At 70.1% G+C, this 18,156-nt stretch carries 15 protein-coding genes and 3 pseudogenes; 8 read left to right on the top strand and 10 right to left on the bottom strand.

Annotated elements, in window-relative coordinates:
• Positions 1-314 precede the first annotated feature (314 nt).
• Together ACYVO6_RS23595 and ACYVO6_RS23590 are read right to left on the bottom strand one after the other, a co-directional pair.
• Positions 315-587: a hypothetical protein gene (locus tag ACYVO6_RS23595; protein ID WP_461064216.1), complete on the bottom strand. Its 273-nt coding sequence runs from the start codon at positions 585-587 to the stop codon at positions 315-317.
• Between the two features lie 58 nt (positions 588-645).
• Positions 646-837: a hypothetical protein gene (locus ACYVO6_RS23590; RefSeq protein WP_461064898.1), complete on the bottom strand. Its 192-nt coding sequence runs from the start codon at positions 835-837 to the stop codon at positions 646-648.
• Here ACYVO6_RS23590 and ACYVO6_RS23585 point away from each other — a divergent pair.
• Positions 806-1,225, top strand: a pseudogene (locus ACYVO6_RS23585) (transposase); the annotation flags it as partial. The gene ACYVO6_RS23590 and the pseudogene ACYVO6_RS23585 overlap by 32 nt on opposite strands.
• A 748-nt stretch (positions 1,226-1,973) precedes the next feature.
• The gene (locus tag ACYVO6_RS23580; protein ID WP_461064214.1) at positions 1,974-2,300 is read left to right on the top strand and encodes a hypothetical protein; all 327 of its coding nucleotides are present in this window, start codon (positions 1,974-1,976) and stop codon (positions 2,298-2,300) included.
• A gap of 578 nt (positions 2,301-2,878) precedes the next feature.
• Here the strand turns inward: ACYVO6_RS23580 and ACYVO6_RS23575 are convergent.
• Positions 2,879-3,109, bottom strand: a pseudogene (locus ACYVO6_RS23575) (transposase); the annotation flags it as partial.
• A 206-nt stretch (positions 3,110-3,315) separates the two neighbouring features.
• On the opposite strand from ACYVO6_RS23575, the gene ACYVO6_RS23570 reads away from it, so the two are divergent.
• From ACYVO6_RS23570 to ACYVO6_RS23555, 4 genes are all read left to right on the top strand, one after another.
• On the top strand, positions 3,316-4,914 hold the full coding sequence (locus tag ACYVO6_RS23570; protein WP_461064212.1) for an FAD-dependent monooxygenase: 1,599 nt from the start codon (positions 3,316-3,318) through the stop codon (positions 4,912-4,914).
• 92 nt (positions 4,915-5,006) lie between these two features.
• On the top strand, positions 5,007-5,093 hold the full coding sequence (locus ACYVO6_RS23565; protein ID WP_425584853.1) for a putative leader peptide: 87 nt from the start codon (positions 5,007-5,009) through the stop codon (positions 5,091-5,093).
• Between the two features lie 77 nt (positions 5,094-5,170).
• Entirely contained in the window at positions 5,171-5,716 is a 546-nt protein-coding gene (locus tag ACYVO6_RS23560; RefSeq protein WP_461064210.1) for a cupin domain-containing protein, read from the top strand.
• The gene (locus ACYVO6_RS23555; protein ID WP_461064855.1) at positions 5,707-6,135 is read left to right on the top strand and encodes a rhodanese-like domain-containing protein; all 429 of its coding nucleotides are present in this window, start codon (positions 5,707-5,709) and stop codon (positions 6,133-6,135) included. The genes ACYVO6_RS23560 and ACYVO6_RS23555 overlap by 10 nt, the downstream gene beginning before the upstream one ends.
• A gap of 49 nt (positions 6,136-6,184) precedes the next feature.
• Here the strand turns inward: ACYVO6_RS23555 and recX are convergent, their stop codons facing one another.
• The 4 genes from recX to ACYVO6_RS23535 all read right to left on the bottom strand — a co-directional run bounded on the left by recX (position 6,185) and on the right by ACYVO6_RS23535 (position 9,870).
• A complete protein-coding gene (gene recX / locus ACYVO6_RS23550) occupies positions 6,185-6,976 on the bottom strand; it encodes a recombination regulator RecX (protein WP_461064208.1) in 792 nt (263 codons plus the stop codon).
• A gap of 3 nt (positions 6,977-6,979) precedes the next feature.
• A complete protein-coding gene (gene recA / locus ACYVO6_RS23545; protein ID WP_461064206.1) occupies positions 6,980-8,104 on the bottom strand; it encodes a recombinase RecA in 1,125 nt (374 codons plus the stop codon).
• Positions 8,105-8,327: 223 nt separating this feature from the next.
• Complete coding sequence (locus ACYVO6_RS23540; RefSeq protein ID WP_461064204.1) at positions 8,328-9,614, bottom strand: AI-2E family transporter; 1,287 nt, start codon at positions 9,612-9,614, stop codon at positions 8,328-8,330.
• A 61-nt stretch (positions 9,615-9,675) separates the two neighbouring features.
• Complete coding sequence (locus ACYVO6_RS23535; RefSeq protein WP_033318917.1) at positions 9,676-9,870, bottom strand: DUF3046 domain-containing protein; 195 nt, start codon at positions 9,868-9,870, stop codon at positions 9,676-9,678.
• A gap of 79 nt (positions 9,871-9,949) precedes the next feature.
• Here ACYVO6_RS23535 and ACYVO6_RS23530 point away from each other — a divergent pair, with 79 nt between their 5' ends.
• Positions 9,950-10,894 (top strand): hypothetical protein, encoded by a 945-nt coding sequence (locus ACYVO6_RS23530; RefSeq protein WP_461064201.1) that lies wholly within the window; start codon positions 9,950-9,952, stop codon positions 10,892-10,894.
• 71 nt (positions 10,895-10,965) lie between these two features.
• On the opposite strand, the gene ACYVO6_RS23525 is transcribed toward ACYVO6_RS23530, so the two are convergent.
• The 3 genes and pseudogenes from ACYVO6_RS23525 to ACYVO6_RS23515 all read right to left on the bottom strand — a co-directional run bounded on the left by ACYVO6_RS23525 (position 10,966) and on the right by ACYVO6_RS23515 (position 12,894).
• Positions 10,966-11,274, bottom strand: coding sequence for an AzlD domain-containing protein (locus ACYVO6_RS23525; RefSeq protein ID WP_461064199.1), 309 nt, complete (start codon positions 11,272-11,274; stop codon positions 10,966-10,968).
• A pseudogene (locus ACYVO6_RS23520) lies at positions 11,271-11,929 on the bottom strand (AzlC family ABC transporter permease). Before ACYVO6_RS23520 ends, ACYVO6_RS23525 begins: the two are co-directional and overlap by 4 nt.
• Entirely contained in the window at positions 11,905-12,894 is a 990-nt protein-coding gene (locus ACYVO6_RS23515) for an AraC family transcriptional regulator (protein WP_461064197.1), read from the bottom strand. Before ACYVO6_RS23515 ends, ACYVO6_RS23520 begins: the two are co-directional and overlap by 25 nt.
• A 297-nt stretch (positions 12,895-13,191) precedes the next feature.
• On the opposite strand from ACYVO6_RS23515, the gene ACYVO6_RS23510 reads away from it, so the two are divergent.
• Positions 13,192-17,973, top strand: coding sequence for an ATP-dependent helicase (locus ACYVO6_RS23510; RefSeq protein WP_461064195.1), 4,782 nt, complete (start codon positions 13,192-13,194; stop codon positions 17,971-17,973).
• Positions 17,974-18,156 lie beyond the last annotated feature (183 nt).

Below are 18,156 nucleotides of genomic sequence, written 5' to 3'. Positions count from 1 at the left end.
GTGATCGTGCACCCTGCTCCATCTGCCTGTTCCCGAACGTTCCGGCGGTGGTAGCGCTCCACCACCACGTCGCGAAAGGCCAGTTCACCGAAAGAGGTCGGCAGCCATTCCCAGGCGGTCGCCCTTCAGCCGGGGCCGCCCCGGACGTCCAGTACGCGGCGGGGCGAGGTCGTTGAGGACCGCGCCAGCAGGCAAGCGGTCCCGCTCGGCCGCTACAAGCGGGCGAGGCGTCCCTGGCCAGTCAAGTCGGTGATGACGTAGACCGTTTCACAGCTGCGCCTGCTGGTCTTCCGGCAGGTGCGATGGCGTACGACCTAGGCGGCGTGCGGGGAGTCGAGGCCATCGACGGTCAGGACCTGGACCACGCAGGCCTCCTTGCGGCCATGCCCCTCGCTACGGTCATCGAACTTCGCGGCCACCTGCGTCCAGGGCAGCGTGTGCAGCCACTCGTAGAGGCTGGCCTGGTTCTTCCTCACGCATAGCGCGTAGTGCGTCTTCTTGTCCTCGACCAGGAAGCGGGCGTGGCCACGGTGTGCGTGCCGAGTATGGGCTGTCCCGGTCACCCCGGTCAGGTCGAACGGGGCCAACAGGCCGGCGAAGCAGGTGATTCATTCCTCTTGTCCGGTACCCGCAACGGCGTGACGGTTAGCCTTCACCGGTCTTGGCGGCGAGCACATGCGCACCGGGTGTGTCGTCGTGGCGCGAGCCTCGGGCGCTCTTGCCGTCCGCCACCAAGGTGTTGGCGCGGACGGATCGTCGGTCGACGGCGTCGCGAGGGATGTCGCGTTCGGGGACGCTTGGAGCCGCCCAGTTGAGGGTCACGGACGCGGACGGCATGCGGAGCACCTGCTTCGCCACCAACACTCCCGACCGGCCGAACGCCGAACTCGAGCTCCGCCACCGGCTCCGGGCCCACGTGGAGGACTGCATCCGGGCCGCGCGGTCGACCGGGCTACGGAACCTGCCCCTGCACGACACCGCGTAGAACCAGGTCTGGCTCGAGATCGTCCAGATCGCGCTCGACCTGCTGGCCTGGATGCCCATGCTCGCCCTGACCAGCCAGGCAAGACGCTGGGAACCGCGCCGCCTACGGTTCCGCCTGTTCTCCGCGGCCGGCCAGCTCGTCACCACCGGCCGACGCCGCATCCTCCGCCTCGCCCGCCACTGGCCCTGGACAGCGGAGATCACCACAGCCCTCGAACTGCTCGTGCTCCTGCCGACCCCGGCTGACCAGCGAATTCACCCTCCCAGCGAGAGAGCGTTCCAGTCCGGAGCAGTGGAACCCGGCGCACCCGAGACGACGCTCGGGCCCTCGGCCTTCCCACAATCAGCCGCACAAAGCGAAACGGCGCGCCGACTCTACCTGCAGACCGTCACGAAAGTCATCCGGACTTCGAGGTCCGCGGGCATTTCTCATGACTGGCAATGCATTTACGTCAATGGCTGAATCTCATCGCCTGACGACAGGAACCTCAAATGATCCTCAATTTCCGGAACTCAATTGACATGCTTTTCAGCTGACTCATAGAGTGAGCATGTCAACCCGGCACAGGGGAACTGAATCCAAGAGAACGGGGATTTGAGTGCGTACGACAACGAGAATCATCCTAGCAGGCTCCGCAATGCTCGGCCTCATGCTCTCGGCGCCCGCCACGGCGTCAGCAGCCGCTCAGGGATGGCCGACAGGATGCTCGTACGAAGTCGTTGACTCGAAAATGACTGTGGCGAAGTGCAGCAACTCGCATGGCGGCCACTACCGCGCCTCCGCGACGTGCAAGGACACAGACACTGGCGCCCTCAAGTTTTTCGATGGCGACTGGCGGAATAATGGCTCGTTCTCCAGGGCCTATTGCCAGGGCTCGACCAGAGCTGTGTCCGCCGGCATCTGGACCAAGGCGTCCTGAATGCGAGGCGCCAGGCCTCCCGCACATGGCACACCGCTAAATGACCGCGCAGCGAAAGGATCCACGTCAATGAAGAAGTGGTCGATTCTCGCCACAGGTGGCGTGGTAGCCGCCTTCACCCTCGGCTTCCAGGGGGCAGCCTCCGCAGCGCCCACTGGAGCAACCGCCTGGCCGACGGGCTGCACCTACCAGAGCAACTTCGAAAACGGTGCGATGGCCCGCTGCACCAACAGCAACGGCGGCCACTACAAGGCCAGCGTCAATTGCACACGCTGGGACGGGGGCGGCATTGTCGTCATCGATGCTCCCAGGTGGCGTACCAGCGGCTGGTCGCAGGTCTTCTGCCCATCACAGACGCAGTTCTCCTCGGCCGGGATCATCACCAAGTCCACGTAAGGGCGGCTGCTCGGGGCGCGTGGGCCACTCCCCTGCGGAATGCCGTCCTGAGGGCTTTCCAATGAAAACGCTCAGACGCGGGCGAGTATCAACAGGACATATCCGCAACCTGGGACTGACCACGGCTTTCAAGGGGAGGACAGATGGGTTTGTGTACCGAGCTCCCGACGCCTCCTTAAAAGGCCATCCCCGCTGCCCTAGAGGGTCGAGGAAAAACACCGTCCGCAGCGTCCACTGGGCATGTCTCACCCCACCCATGCTGCGCCTTTCCTACGGACGCTAAACTCTGCAGTGTCCGAGCATGCCCCCTTACTAGGAACCGCCTTTACGCAAGTAAAGGCGGTTCCTAGCCTCGATCGTTCGTGTCCCCGTCAGCTTGCTGACGGGGACACTGCATCTATTTGTGGGATCTAACCTCAATCTTTCGTGACGGTCTGCAGGTAGAGTCGGCGCGCCGTTTCGCTTTGTGCGGCTGATTGTGGGAAGGCCGAGGGCCCGAGCGTCGTCTCGGGTGCGCCGGGTTCCACTGCTCCGGACTGGAACGCTCTCTCGCTGGGAGGGTGAATTCGCTGGTCAGCCGGGGTCGGCAGGAGCACGAGCAGTTCGAGGGCTGTGGTGATCTCCGCTGTCCAGGGCCAGTGGCGGGCGAGGCGGAGGATGCGGCGTCGGCCGGTGGTGACGAGCTGGCCGGCCGCGGAGAACAGGCGGAACCGTAGGCGGCGCGGTTCCCAGCGTCTTGCCTGGCTGGTCAGGGCGAGCATGGGCATCCAGGCCAGCAGGTCGAGCGCGATCTGGACGATCTCGCGTGAGGTGCCATTGCCCCATGACCGCTCCAACACGTGGCTCGGCCTTGATTCGCTAATCGTCTGTCGACCAGCCGGAGAGGGCACTGCCGACGTCACTTGACGCAAACACCGGCAATGGGTTGCATACGTTCTGTGATCGCGCACCCCGCTCCAACTGCCAGTCCCGATAAGACACCCAGGACACCGCTCCGGGCAGGGGGCACCGCGCCGTGGATCCGGTGATCATCGTCGGAGCGGGGCCCGTCGGGCTCACGCTGGCGCTGGCGCTGGCGCGTCAAGAGGTCCCGTCCGTCGTTCTGGACGAGGGACCTGGTAAGGACGAGCAGCGGCCCGCACGAACCGTCGTACTTCGCGAGGACACCGCCGCGCTGATGGAGCGGCTCGCGGGATTCCCGATCGCCGAGGCCGGGTTCCGTTGGTCCGGATGGCGATCGATGCGGCGCAAGCAGGTGATGCAGCAGATCACGTTCGGCGACGACGAGCCCGCGCCGCTGCACATCGCCCAGCACGTGCTGACGGCCGCCCTGAGGGACGCGATCGCGGGCGAGCGCCTGGTCAAGGTCGCAGTGGAGAACCGCCTCGACTCGATAGAGCAGGAGGCGGCGGGCGTGACGGCGCACACGCGCGGCCCCAAGGGCACGTGGTGGCGCGGCAGTTACCTGATCGGCTGCGACGGTCCGCGCTCGACCGTGCGCAAGCTCCAGGACATCCGCTTTGCGGGACGTACGGCCGTGGAACGACACGCCGTCGCGGCGCTGCGTACGGAACTTCCGTGGCCCGGTGAGGCGTTGTTGCATCGGACACCGCCGTGGCGGACGTCGGGGCCTTCGGCCGGGGAGGTGACCGGGCGTCCCCTCGCCGACGGCGTGTGGCGGCTGGACTGGCTGCTGCCGCCGGGGAAGGACCTGGTCACGCCCGAGCTGCTGGTGGCGCGCGTCCGGGAGACCCTCGCGGGCTGGAGCGGGGGTTCCACACCTCCGTACGAACTGCTCGACACCGGAGTCCACACCGTCCACCACCGGCTGGCCCGCCGGTGGCGCGTCGGCCGTGTCTTCCTCGCCGGGGACGCCGCGCATCTGCTGGGCGCGCTCGGCACCCAAGGGCTCGACGAGGGCCTGCGGGACGCCGACAACCTCGCGTGGAAGCTGGCCCTCGCCTGGCACCACGGGCCGCACGAGGCGCTGCTCGACAGCTATCAGGTGGAACGGCGTGCCATCGTCGCCACCCGGCTGCGCGCGGCCGACCAGTCGCTGCCGCTGCTGCGCGCCGGCGGAGGCCTGCGTTCCGTCGTGCCCGGCACGGCGCGCGGTCATGATGCGCTGCTCACAGATGGTCACCTGGGACGCGGCCCTCTGGGTGCGCCGGCGGCGTACGCCGATTCGCCGCTCACGCCTCAACGCTCCGAGTCGGCGGTCGAGGTCGCCACGGAGGTGGGTGCTCCGGTCGTCGATGTACGGGTGACGGCGGAGGACGGTTCGTTCGTACAGCTGCGGGATCGGCTGGGCCGTGGAGCGCTCCTCGTGCTGCTGATCGCGCCGGGTACGGGTGTGTGGGAGCGCAAGCACTGGGTGACGGCCGGGATCATGCCGCGGCTCGCGGCTGCCGTGACCGCGCTGCCGCACCCCGCCGAATTGCTCGTCGCCGAGGCCTATCCGGGCGCCGCTGCGCACACCGTGCTGCTGATCCGCCCCGACGGACACCTGGTCACGGCGTTGAGCGGGGTGCGCCCGGCGGATCTGTACCAGGCTGCCGAGGCGACGCTGGGCGGACCACGGGCCACGGCCGAGGCCACGGCGGGAACGAGCTGAGCCGCCCCCTGTCCACACGGTGCCACCGAGCCGCTTGTCCATACGGCGATCCCGAGTTGACCGGCCCGCACCGCCATGGTGTACTCCGGATCGTGACCGACACCTGTGTGCACCTGTGGCGGAAGGTCCATGTGGACCTCGTCCGCTATGCGGGCTGCGTGTGTCACTCGTCCTGCTGAATTCGCATCCCAGTCACCCGCGCGCGCCACCCCTGTTCGGCCCGCGCCCCGCGCGAACACTCATCAGGACGGTACCCGTGTCTGTGTCACCCTCTGTCTCCGCTCCCACTGACACCACGCCCACTCGCACCACCCCCACCCAGGCCGACCTGCTCGACTTCGTCCGGCGAACGGCCGCCGACACCGAGCTGATCGCCTCGCTCCCGCTCGACCCCGAGGGCCGTACCTGGGTACGCCTGGAAGGCCCCGGTGGCAGTGAAGCCTGGCTCATCGGCTGGCCGCCCGGCACCGAAACCGGCTGGCACGACCACGCCGAGTCGGTCGGTGCCTTCCTCACGGCGTCGGGCGAGCTCAAGGAGAACTCGCTCACGGCCCGGCTGCCCACCGACGGCTGGAAGACCCTGGAACTCACCGAGGGAATCGACCAGGAACGACGACTGCCGGCCGGCAAGGGACGTGCCTTCGGCCGCAACCATGTGCACGAGGTACTCAACGAGTCCACCGAGGAGCACGCCATCTCCGTCCACGCGTACTACCCGCCACTGCCCCGGATCCGCCGCTACAGCCGTACCGGCCAGGTCATGCGCCTTGAACAGGTCGAACACCCGGAAGACTGGCAGTGAGCGCCGAACGCCCCGTGGGAATCGACGAGTTGCTCGAGCGCGTCCGCTCCGACCTCGACCGCGTCGAGGCTGCGGACGCCTACGATGCCGCGCAGGCCGGCGAGGCTCTACTGGTCGACATCCGTTACGCGTCTCTGCGCGACCGCGACGGGCTGATCCCCGGCGCCCTCGTCGTCGAGCGCAACGAACTCGAGTGGCGGCTCGACCCACAGGGCAACCATCGCGCCCCCGAGGCCTCGAGTCACGATCTACGGGTCGTGGTGGTCTGCAACGAGGGCTACGCGTCGAGCCTGGCGGCCGCGTCATTGCGGCAGTTGGGGCTGCGTCGGGCGACCGATCTGGTGGGCGGGTTCCAAGCTTGGCGGGCGGGCGGGTTTCCGGTGACGCCCGTCACCAACATCCCCGGACAACACACCTAGACAGCAGGCTTCCATGGCGCATTGGAAGTCCCTGTCTCAGGCCCCGCCTTCAGAACCCTTCGTCCCCCAACCCCTCCGTGTCCTCCCCCTCTTCCTCCAATGCCTGGCGGACCACGCGAAGGGCCATGCCCTCGGAGTAGCCCTTGCGGGCGAGCATGCCCGCAAGGCGCCGTAGCCGCTTGTCGCGGTCGAGGCCTCGGGTGGAGCGGAGCTTGCGGGCCACGAGTTCGCGCGCTGTCGCCTCCTCCTGCTCGGAGTCGAGTTGAGCCACGGCTTCGTCGATCAGCGTCGAGTCCACACCCTTGGTCCGCAGCTCCTGCGCGAGCGCCCGTCGGGCCAGGCCCCGGCCGTGGTGGCGGGACTCCACCCAGGCGTCCGCGAAGGCACTGTCGTTGATCAGGCCGACCTCTTCGAAGCGGGACAGCACCTCGTCCGCCACGTTGTCCGGGATCTCGCGCTTGCGCAGCGCGTCCGCGAGTTGCTTCCGCGTGCGCGGGGTCCCGGTGAGCAGACGCAGGCAGATAGCCCGCGCCCGCTCAGCCGGGTCCCCTGAAGGCTCCCCCGCCTCGGCCCTCGACGAGGAAGGAGGGCCTCCGTCCTTCAGGCCACCGGACGACTCCCCGTAGCCGCGCCTCCGGCGGCCACGAGACCGTCCATCACGGCCACCGCCCCGGCTTACGCCGCTGCTTGGCGCACCGTCACCACGGCGCGGGTCGCCGTCCAACCCGTCACCGCCGTTCGCCCTGTCGCCCTCTCCGACGGAGCCGACATCACCTCGATGCCCCCGCTCCTCCGGGACACTGGGGTAGACGTACTCAGCCCAGTCGGTTCGTCGCGTCATGGATCAGCTCTTGGGCGCCGCGGCCTTGGATTTGGTGACCTTGGCCGCCGGAGCGGGCACGGTCTTCGCGGCCTCGTTCGGGACGGCCGAGACCGCCGCGTCGGCGCCCGGCTCGGCGGTCGGCTCCACCGGCTTCACGCCGACGCCCAGCTTCTCCTTGATCTTCTTCTCGATCTCGTTGGCGAGGTCGGGGTTGTCCTTCAGGAAGTTGCGAGCGTTCTCCTTGCCCTGGCCGAGCTGGTCGCCCTCGTACGTGTACCAGGCGCCGGCCTTGCGGACGAAGCCGTGCTCCACGCCCATGTCGATCAGGCCGCCCTCGCGGCTGATGCCCTGCCCGTAGAGGATGTCGAACTCGGCCTGCTTGAAGGGCGGCGCGACCTTGTTCTTGACGACCTTGACACGGGTACGGTTGCCCACCGCGTCCGTACCGTCCTTCAGGGTCTCGATGCGGCGGATGTCCATGCGCACCGAGGCGTAGAACTTCAGCGCCCGGCCACCGGTCGTGGTCTCCGGGGAGCCGAACATCACGCCGATCTTCTCGCGCAGCTGGTTGATGAAGATCGCGGTGGTCTTGGACTGGTTGAGCGCGCTGGTGATCTTCCGGAGGGCCTGGCTCATCAGGCGGGCCTGCAGGCCCACGTGGGAGTCGCCCATCTCGCCCTCGATCTCGGCGCGTGGCACGAGCGCGGCGACGGAGTCGATGACGATGAGGTCGAGGGCGCCGGAGCGGACGAGCATGTCCACGATTTCCAGGGCCTGCTCGCCGTTGTCCGGCTGGGAGAGGATCAGGTTGTCGATGTCGACGCCGAGCTTCTTCGCGTACTCGGGGTCGAGTGCGTGCTCCGCGTCCACGAACGCCACCTGGCCGCCGGCCTTCTGTGCGTTCGCCACCGCGTGCAGTGTCAGGGTCGTCTTGCCGGAGGACTCCGGTCCGTACACCTCCACCACTCGGCCGCGCGGGATGCCGCCGACGCCGAGCGCGACGTCGAGTGCGGTCGACCCGGTGGGGATGACCTCGATGGGCTCGTTCGGCCGCTCGCCCATGCGCATCACTGCGCCCTTGCCGAACTGCCGTTCAATCTGTGCGAGTGCGGCTTCGAGCGCCTTCTCGCGGTCGGTTCCTGCCATGGGTTCCACCCGATTTGCTTGAGTCGATCGCTTCACGTCAAAGACGCTAACGCCTGCCACTGACAATGCGCCCCGACGCCCGTCCTGCCTGTGGATAACTCGGGCACTTCCCCGCGAAATCACCGTCGAGAGCCCCGCCGGAGATTCCATGAGAATGGATGTTCGATTTTGGTGTCAAGCGCACCACACGCCTCAGCCGCGACCCGTGGGTGTGTGCAATGCCCTATGAGGAGTCCCGCACGGCTTTCCCGGCCGCTTCCTCCTCCGCTTCCCCTTCCACGACCGGCTGGGTCCTCCCCGACCCGCGCAACACGCCTCGTATGCGCGCGAGGATGGCGCCCGAGCCCCGCCTGCGGTGCCCGTGCACCCGAGGGTCGTCCGTGACGTCGTACCGCTTCACGTACGCCCCCAGGAACGCCTGCAGCGTGGCGACCGCGGGGATGGCGATCAGCGCGCCGACGGCGCCGAGCAGTGCGGTGCCCGCGATGACCGATCCGAAGGCGACCGCCGGGTGGACGTCCACGGTCCTGGCGGTCAGCTTGGGCTGCAGCACGTAGTTCTCGAACTGCTGGTAGATCACGACGAAGATCATCACCCACAGCGCGTACCAGGGATCGACCGTGAAGGCGATCAGCATCGGCAGAGCGCCGGCGAGATATGTGCCGATCGTGGGGATGAACTGCGAGACCAGGCCCACCCAGACGGCGAGCACGGGCGCGTAGTCCACGCCGAGGAACTCCAGCAGGATGTAGTGCGCTATGCCCGAGATCAGTGCCATCAGGCCGCGTGAGTAGATGTATCCGCCGGTCTTGTTGACGGCGATCTCCCAGGCGCGCAGCACCTCGGCCTGTCGGGCGGGCGGCAGTACTGAGCAGATGGCCCGCCGCAGCCGCGGGCCGTCGGCGGCGAAGTAGAACGAGAACAGTGTGATCGTCAGGAGCTGGAAGAGACCGCCCACGACCTGGGCGGACACGTCAAGGACGCCGCCCGCGCTGTTCTGCACGTACCTGCGGAGCCAGTCGGAGCGGAGCAGACTGTCCTGGATGTCGACGCGGCTGAGCTCCGTGTGGAAGGTCGTGTTGATCCAGCTGATCACCGAGTCGACGTACTTCGGGAAGTCCTCGACGATGTCGACGATCTGTCCGGCGAGCATCGAGCCGAGCAGGGTGACGAAGCCCGCGCCCGCGATCATCACTGCGAAGAACACGAGCGCGGTGGCCAGTCCTCTGCGCATGCCGTACGCGGCCATCCAGCTCACCGCGGGTTCGATGGCGAGCGCCAGGAAGAACGCGATCAGGATGTTGATCAGCAGCCCGGTCAGCTCGTGGAAGGCCCAACTACCCAGCTGGAAGCAGGCAAAGAGGGTGAGGGCGAGCACCATGGCGCGCGGCAGCCAGCGTGGCATGCGGGAGCGCCCCGTCGGGTCTTCGGTCGCGGGCCGTGTGGGCGGCGTCGTGCCGAGCGGGGGTGTCTGCTGTCCGACCTGGGCGGTCTCATCTGTCGATGCCACCGTGCAAGTCTCGCCTACACCACCGACAATCGGTCCCGGTCTCTCGGATCTTCGTGGTCGGTCAGCGCTTTTCGTACGGAACGTTCATGGCCGTGCACACCGCACGCCACACGTCCTTCGCCTCCCAGCCCGCGTCCAGCGCCTGGTGCACGGTGCGTCCGCCGAGCTCCGTCATCACGTGATCGCGCGCGAAGGTGTCGGCGTACCCCTTGCCGAAGTGATCCGCCATCCGCTGCCAGAAGACCGTCAACCGCATGACTCCAGTATCCCGCCCCTGAGGGTGGGGCCGAGCCGGGACCGCTTGTCGAGAACGCTTTCCGTCTTACGGTCGGACCATGGCCGAAACTGGAGCATCCCCACTCCCCCCGAAGCCCCCGGCGCACTCCCCGCTCGCCCGCGCCGAGCACTTCATCTGGCTCACCGCGCGCGTGCTGGAGCAGCGGCGTTTCGCGTACCACTTCCTCGGTGGCGGTGCCGACGCGGTGGAGACCGCGCTGGCCGCCTACCGCAATGAGGACGAGGGGTACGGCCACGCGCTCGAGCCCGATCTTCGTGGCCCGGTCAGCCAGCCCCTGCACACGGGGCACGCGCTGCGCGTCCTGGACTCGATCGGGCGGTGCGGTGGGCAGCGGGTAGAGCGTGTGTGCCGTTATCTGACCGCTGTGTCGACGCAGGATGGCGCGCTGCCGGCGATCCATCCCAGCCAGCGCGGCTATCCGGCAGCCCCCTTCGTGCCGATCGTGGACGATCCACCCAGTGAACTCCTCGCCACAGGACCCGTCGTGGGCCTGCTGCACCGTAACGAGGTGTGGCATGCCTGGCTGTTCAGGGCCACCGATTTCTGCTGGCAGGCGGTGGAGTCCCTGGAGAAGTCGCATCCGTACGAGATCGAGGCGGCCGTGGCCTTCCTGGACTCCGCTCCCGATCGCTCGCGCGCGGAGGCGGCCGCTGACCGGCTCGGCCGCCTGGTGCGCGAGCACCGGCTCGCGGCGCTGGACCCGGAGCGGCCTGAGGAGTTTCCGGTGGCGCCCGGCTATGCGCCGGGCGAGCACCACTTCGCGTACGACTACGCGAAGACTCCGGACTCGCTCGCGCGCGCGTGGTTCACCGACGAGGAGATGGCGTGCTCGCTGGACTTCCTGGCCAACGAGCAGCAGGAGGACGGCGGCTGGCCGATCCGTTGGCGTCAGTGGGCGCCGGGCACCGCCCTGGAGGCGCGTCCGATCGTCACGATCGAGGCGCTGCGCACTCTACGGGCGTACGGACGCCCCGTCGGCTGACGTACCCGGGGCGAGGGCTCCAGGGCGGTGCGACGTAAATCGGCCGCCACGCGCGCGTGCTGCCCTCTGCGTCAGCCCGTCATCGCCCGCGCCCCTGCCGTCACCACCACGGCCGCCGCGACGACGAGCAGGAAGGGAGCCCTCAGAAGCAGCGCCACGGCGGCTGCCGCGAGTCCGGCGGCCTTCGCGTCCAGGAGCAGGACCCGGCCGTCGGCGAAGGTCTGCTGGGCCGTGAGGGCCGCCAGCAGAGCGACGGGCAGCAGGGCAGCCAGCCGTTTGACGAGCGGCCGTTCCAGGACGCCCGCGGGGACGAGGAGACCGATGAGCTTGACGGCATAGCAGCCGAGGGCGGTCACGCCGATCGCGATCCAGATGTTCAACGGTCTTCCCTTGGTGTGTCGTTGGCGGGCTCCGCAGCGGTCGTACGTCCCCTGCGGCGGCCCTCCGCCCACAGGACAGCCGGGGCGGCGAGCGCGGCCACCAGGACGGGCACACCGGCGGGCAGTACGGGCAGGAGTCCGAGGCCGAGGACGACCGCGAGGCCCGCGACGGTCCGCTCCGTGGCGGTTTTGAGCATCGGCGCGAGCAGGGCCAGGAAGACGGCGGGCCCGGCGGCGTCCAGACCCCATGCGTCGGTGTCGCCGATGGCTTCGGCCCCCAGTGCGCCGAGCAGCGTGGTGAGATTCCACAGCACGTAGAGGGTCAGCCCTGTGACGGTGAAGCCGATCCGCACACTGCGTCGCGTGGGTTGGGCGAGCGCCACGGCCGCGGTCTCGTCGATGACCCATTGGGCGGCGAACGGCCGCACCGCGCGCGGGAGCGCCAACAACTGCGAAAGACGCAGCCCGTAGAAGGCGTTGCGTACCCCAGGAAGAATGCGCCAGCCGCGGCGGTGAATGGGTTTCCTCCGGCCGCGAGCGCCCCCACTAGGGCGAACTGCGAGGCGCCGGTGAACACCAGGAGGCTGAGCGCGCAGGTCTGCAGCAGGGTGAGGCCGCTTCCTGCCGAGGTCACCCCGAAGGCGAAACCGGACAGTCCGACGGCGACCCCGACTCCGAGGGCGTCTCGTACGACGGCGGCGTCGGGTTTTCCGCCGTCTTCACCACGTGTGTCCGCGAGAGCTGTCTGTTCTGCCACGCCTCGGACGGTAGAAGGAGCCTCTCCTGCGGGTCTTGTACGTTCTTGCGCTCGCGCTGGTACGCCCCCGGCGGCACGCCCACGATCCGGGTGAAGTGGCGGTTGAGGTGCGGCTGGTCGGTGAAGCCCACGGCGTGGGCGGCTTCGGCGGGTGCGGTGCCCGCGTCGAGGAGGTGGCGTACTCGGCGTACGCGGGCGTCAGTCAGCCAGGCGTGGGGAGGCATGCCGTAAGTGTCCCGGAAGGCTCGCAGCAGCGCGAAGGGGCTGGTGCCGAGGTCGGCGGCGAGCCGTTCCAAGGTGGGCGGCTCGGTCATCCTTTCCTCGAGGATGGCACGCGCGCGTGCCGCGATTCGAGCGCCCGCCGTGCGCGGGGCGCGCTGCGGAAGCGGCCCGCCGTTCAGTCGCAGCAACCGGGTCACGGCGACCCTCAGCAGGGTGTCGGCGGCGAGTGCGTTGCCTTCGTCGGCGGCGCGCAGCACTTGGTGGACCAGGCGCGCGGCGTAGGGGTCGTCGAGCACCGGGGTGGTGAATCCGGGGGTGCCGCGGATCAGGGTGGTCTCGGCGGCGATCTCGGCCACCAGGTCGGGGGACGGGTAGACCGCCCCGTACCGCCAGCCCTCAGGACCGCCCGCGCGACCCGTGTGCGGGGTGTCGGGGTTGACCAGGGCCAGGGAGCCGGGTCCGGCGTACTGGTCCGCGCCGCCGTGGTGGAAGACCTCGATGCCGTCGGCGATGGCGGCGATGACGAAGTGCTCGTGGGTGTGCCGGACGAAGGTCTTCCGGATGTACCGGGCCCGAAGCAGGTCGACACCGGGCAGTTCCGCGTACCGCCAGTGCCGCGCTCGCTCCCCCGAACCTGCCATGTGCCCATTCTGCGTCAGGTCGCTCCGCCGGGTTCGACGGGTTTCGGGCAGCACAGGCATGGGGTGCCGCCAGGTCCGGGCCCGCCCTCCGCTGTGAGCCGAAACCGTTCGGGCCACGACGGTCCCGGACGGTGGGTGCGTACGCCCTCATCGCAGCGCGTAGCGCCCCGCACCGCAGCCCGCGCCGACCCCCGCCACAGCCCGCGCCTCTGGCCCAGGCGCCTCGTGCCGATCCCCTCCGCGATACCATTTTCGCAGGTCAGACCCATTGTCAGTGGCGAGGTGCAGGATGGGGGCATGGTCAGGTCTGCACACGGTGCCCTCGACGGCTTCTCGCCCGCGACCCGCGGCTGGTTCGCGGGGGCCTTCGCCGCGCCCACCGACGCCCAGGCCGGGGCGTGGCGGGCCATCGGGGAGGGCTCGGACGTGCTCGTGGTCGCGCCTACCGGCTCCGGCAAGACGCTGGCCGCGTTCCTCGCCGCGCTCGATCAGCTGGCCTCGACGCCGCCGCCGGCCGACCCCAAGAAACGCTGCCGGGTGCTGTACGTGTCGCCGCTCAAGGCCCTCGCGGTCGACGTCGAGCGGAATCTGCGCAGCCCGCTGACCGGCATCAAGCAGGAAGCGGTGCGCCGCGGGCTGCCGGAGCCCGAGGTGAAGGTCGGCATCCGTTCCGGCGACACCCCGGCCGCCGAGCGCCGCGCGCTGGCCACGCGCCCGCCGGACATCCTGATCACGACTCCGGAGTCGCTGTTCCTGATGCTCACATCGGCCACGCGCGAGGCGCTGACCGGTATCGAGACGGTGATCCTGGACGAGGTGCACGCGGTCGCGGGCACCAAGCGCGGCGCCCATCTCGCCCTGACCCTGGAGCGGCTCGACGAGCTGCTGCCGAAGCCTGCGCGCCGCATCGGCCTGTCCGCCACCGTCCGTCCGGTGGACGAGGTCGCCCGCTACCTCTCGCCCCGCCGCAAGGTGGAGATCGTCCAGCCGCCGTCCGGCAAGGAATTCGACCTCTCCGTAGTCGTGCCCGTCGAAGATCTGGCCGAGCTGGGCGGCTCCCCGGTCGCCGACTCCGACGAGGGCGCCGAGCGCCCGTCGATCTGGCCGCATGTCGAGGAGCGGATCGCCGATCTCGTCCAGGCACACCGCTCGACGATCGTGTTCGCGAACTCCCGGCGGCTCGCGGAGCGGCTGTGCAACCGGCTCAACGAGATCGCGTACGAGAGGGCGACGGGCGAGCCTCTGGAGGAGCACCATGCCCCGGCCGAGCTGATGGGTGGATCGGGCGCGGCCCAGGGTGCCCCGCCGGTCATCGCGCGCGCCCACCACGGCTCGGTCTCCAAGGAGCAGCGCGCGCTGGTCGAGGAGGACCTGAAGGCCGGTCGTCTGCCCGCGGTGGTCGCCACCTCCAGTCTCGAACTCGGCATCGACATGGGCGCGGTGGACCTCGTCGTGCAGGTCGAGTCCCCGCCGTCGGTGGCCTCCGGGCTCCAGCGCGTCGGCCGCGCGGGGCACCAGGTCGGGGCGGTCTCCACCGGTGTCGTCTTCCCCAAGTACCGAGGGGACCTCGTCCAGGCCGCGGTCGTCACCGAGCGGATGCGCACCGGCTCCATCGAGTCCCTTCGCATCCCCGCCAACCCCCTGGACGTGCTGGCTCAGCAGCTGGTCGCCATGACCGCCCTGGACACCTGGCAGGTCGACGACCTGCTCGCGACGGTCCGCCGGGCCGCGCCCTTCGCGTCGCTTCCGGAGTCCGCGTTCACGGCGGTGCTCGACATGCTCGCGGGCCGCTATCCGTCCGACGCCTTCGCGGAGTTGCGGCCACGCGTCGTCTGGGACCGTGTTGCCGGGACGGTCACCGGGCGCCCCGGCGCACAGCGCCTCGCCGTCACCTCCGGGGGCACGATTCCGGACCGCGGCCTCTTCGGGGTGTTCCTCGCGGGCGCCGACCCCAAGAAGGGCGGAGGCCGGGTCGGTGAGCTCGACGAGGAGATGGTCTACGAATCCCGAGTCGGCGATGTCTTCACACTCGGCACCAGCTCCTGGCGTATCGAGGACATCACACGCGACCGCGTCCTCGTCTCGCCCGCGCCCGGTGTGCCGGGCAGGCTGCCGTTCTGGAAGGGCGACCAGCTGGGCCGTCCGCTCGAACTGGGCCGCGCGGTGGGCGCGTTCCTCCGCGAAGTCGGCTCCCTGCCCAAGGACGACGCCCGGCTCCGGCTCCTCGCCGCCGGCCTCGACACCTGGGCCGCCGACAACGTCCTGTCCTACCTGGCCGAACAGCGCGAGGCTTGCGGCCACATCCCCGACGACCGCACCATCGTCGTCGAGCGGTTCCGCGACGAGCTGGGCGACTGGCGAGTCGTCGTGCACTCCCCCTTCGGTGCCCAGGTCCACGCTCCGTGGGCCCTCGCGCTGGGCACCCGCCTCTCCGAGCGGTACGGCATGGAGGCGCAGGTCATGCACGCCGACGACGGCATCGTGCTGCGCCTCCCTGACGCCGACCTGCTGGGCCTGGATCTGCTCGACCAGGAGCCCGTGAAGCTGGGCACGGAGTACGACTCGGAGCAGGCCCCCGTGGGCGCGGCGGACGTCGCCTTCGACAAGGGCGAGGTCGACCAGATCGTCACCGACCAGGTCGGCGGCTCCGCCCTGTTCGCGTCCCGCTTCCGCGAGTGCGCCGCCCGCGCCCTGCTGCTGCCGCGCCGCAACCCCGGCAAGCGCACCCCACTGTGGCAGCAGCGCCAGCGCGCCGCCCAACTGCTCCAGGTGGCCAGCGAGTTCGGCTCCTTCCCGATCGTCCTGGAGGCGGTCCGCGAGTGCCTCCAGGACGTCTTCGACGTCCCTGGCCTGGCGGAACTGATGGGCGACATCGAGTCCCGCAAGGTGCGGCTCGTCGAGGTCACGACACCGGAGCCGTCACCGTTCGCGCGGTCGCTGCTGTTCGGATACGTCGCGCAGTTCCTGTACGAGGGCGACTCCCCGCTCGCCGAGCGACGCGCCGCCGCCCTGTCGCTGGACTCGCGGCTCCTCGCCGAACTCCTCGGCCAGGCCGAGCTGCGCGAGCTTCTGGACGCCGACGTCCTGAGCGAGCTGGAGCGCGAACTCCAGTGGCTCACCGAGGACCGCCGTGCCAAGGACGTCGAGAGCGTCGCGGATCTGCTGCGCCTGCTCGGCCCCCTCACGGACACGGAACTGACCGAGCGCGGCGCCGAACCGGAGTGGGCCCCGGAGCTGGCCGCGTCCCGCCGCGCCATCCGGGTCCGGATCGCCGGGGCCGACCACTGGGCGGCGATCGAGGACGCGGGTCGACTGCGTGACGCGCTCGGCGCGGCGCTGCCCGTCGGCGTCCCGGAGGCCTTCACCGAACCGGTCAAGGACCCGCTCGGCGACCTCCTCGCGCGGTACGCACGCACCCACGGCCCGTTCACCTCGACCGCGGCGGCGGCACGCTTCGGCCTCGGTACGGCGGTCACCGAAGGCGCCCTGCAGAGGCTCGCCGCGGGCGGCCGTGTCGTACAAGGAGAGTTTCACCCGGCGGGGATCGGCCAGGAGTGGTGCGACGCGACGGTGCTGCGCCGGCTGCGGCGCCGTTCGCTCGCGGCGCTGCGGCAGGAGCTGGAGCCGGTGCCGCCCCCCGCGCTCGCCCAGTTCCTGCCGCAGTGGCAGCACCTGGGCAGCGGGCACGGACTGCGCGGCATCGACGGACTCGTACGCGCCGTCGAGCAGTTGCAGGGAGCCTCGGTGCCGGCCTCCGCGCTCGAGAAGCTTGTCCTGCCGTCCCGGGTCGCGAACTACGCTCCGGCGATGCTCGACGAGCTGACCGCCGCCGGCGAGGTGGTATGGGCCGGAGCAGGCGCACTGCCCGGCAAGGACGGCTGGGTGTCCCTGTATCTGGCGGACGCGGCCCCCTTGCTGCTGCCAGCCCCGCATCCTCTGGAGCTGACCGCGCTCCATCAGTCGGTCCTGGACGCCCTCTCGGGAGGCTACGGCCTCTTCTTCCGCCAGATCGCCGACCAGATCCGCGCCACCACGCACCCCGACGCCACAGACCCCCAACTCGCCGACACCGTTTGGGACCTGGCCTGGTCGGGCCGACTGACGAACGACACGCTCGGCCCGATGCGCTCCCTCCTAGGATCGGGCCGCACCGCCGGTTCCACCGCCCATCGCGCGAAACGCACGGTGCCGCGCGGACGGTACGGCAGCCTGACAGCCGCGGCGCGCCCCGCCTCCCGTACCGGCCCTCCCACCGTCGCGGGCCGCTGGTCGCTGCTCCCCGACCGCGAGGCCGACCCCACCGTGCGCGCCCACGCCCTGGCCCGCACGCTGCTCGACCGGCACGGCGTGGTCACCCGGGGCGCAGTCGCCGCGGAAGGGGTCGAAGGCGGCTTCTCGGCGACGTACCGCATCCTCTCCGCCTTCGAAGACAGCGGACAGGCACGCCGCGGCTACGTGGTGGAGGGGCTCGGTGCCGCACAGTTCGCGATGGACGGCGCGGTGGACCGGCTGCGCGCGACAGCCAACGCGCGCGAGCGAGGCGAGACCCTGCCAGAGCCGGAGTTCCCGGGCACGCCCGGGTTCTTGGCCACCACCAACGGCTTCCCGGACCCCTACGCCGACGCCCCCTCGGACACCGGCTTCCCCGGCAGCCCTGCACCCCGCCCCCGCCCCCGCCCGGGCAACGCCACCCGTGCCATCGTCCTGGCCGCCGCCGACCCGGCGAACGCGTATGGCGCGGCCCTCCCCTGGCCCGACCCCCCGGCCGGAGCGGGCCACAAGCCCGGCCGCAAGGCGGGTTCCCTGGTCGTGCTGGTCGACGGCGAACTGACTCTCTACATGGAGCGCGGCGGCAAGACCCTCCTGGCCTGGCCCTCCACCTCGGACGACACACCGCTGAACGACCCACGTCTGCGCATAGCCGCCGAGGCCCTCTCCGCGGCCGCCCGCGCGGGCTCCCTCGGCACGGTCACGGTGGAGCGTGTGAACGGCGCCTCGGCCCTGACGTCGCCCTTCGGCACGCTCCTGGAAGGAGCCGGTTTCCACGCGACGCCGCGGGGCCTACGCCTCCGCGCATAGGCCCGCCCCGCCCTGCCCGGACACACGCACCTGCGGACAGAACGAGGCTCCGGGGGCTCCAGACCAGGTCGGCCTCGTCGTCGCCGCTCCCCTCCCAGCCGACCAGCTGGCCCTCTCGCCCTCAGCCGCACAGCCCGCCAGCCCGCATCCCGACCAAGACGCCCCCGCCCACCCCATGCCACC

This window comes from Streptomyces pseudoechinosporeus, assembly GCF_054783935.1.
Note: the sequence above shows the minus strand (reverse complement) of the source record. Positions and strands in the feature narration are given on the sequence as shown.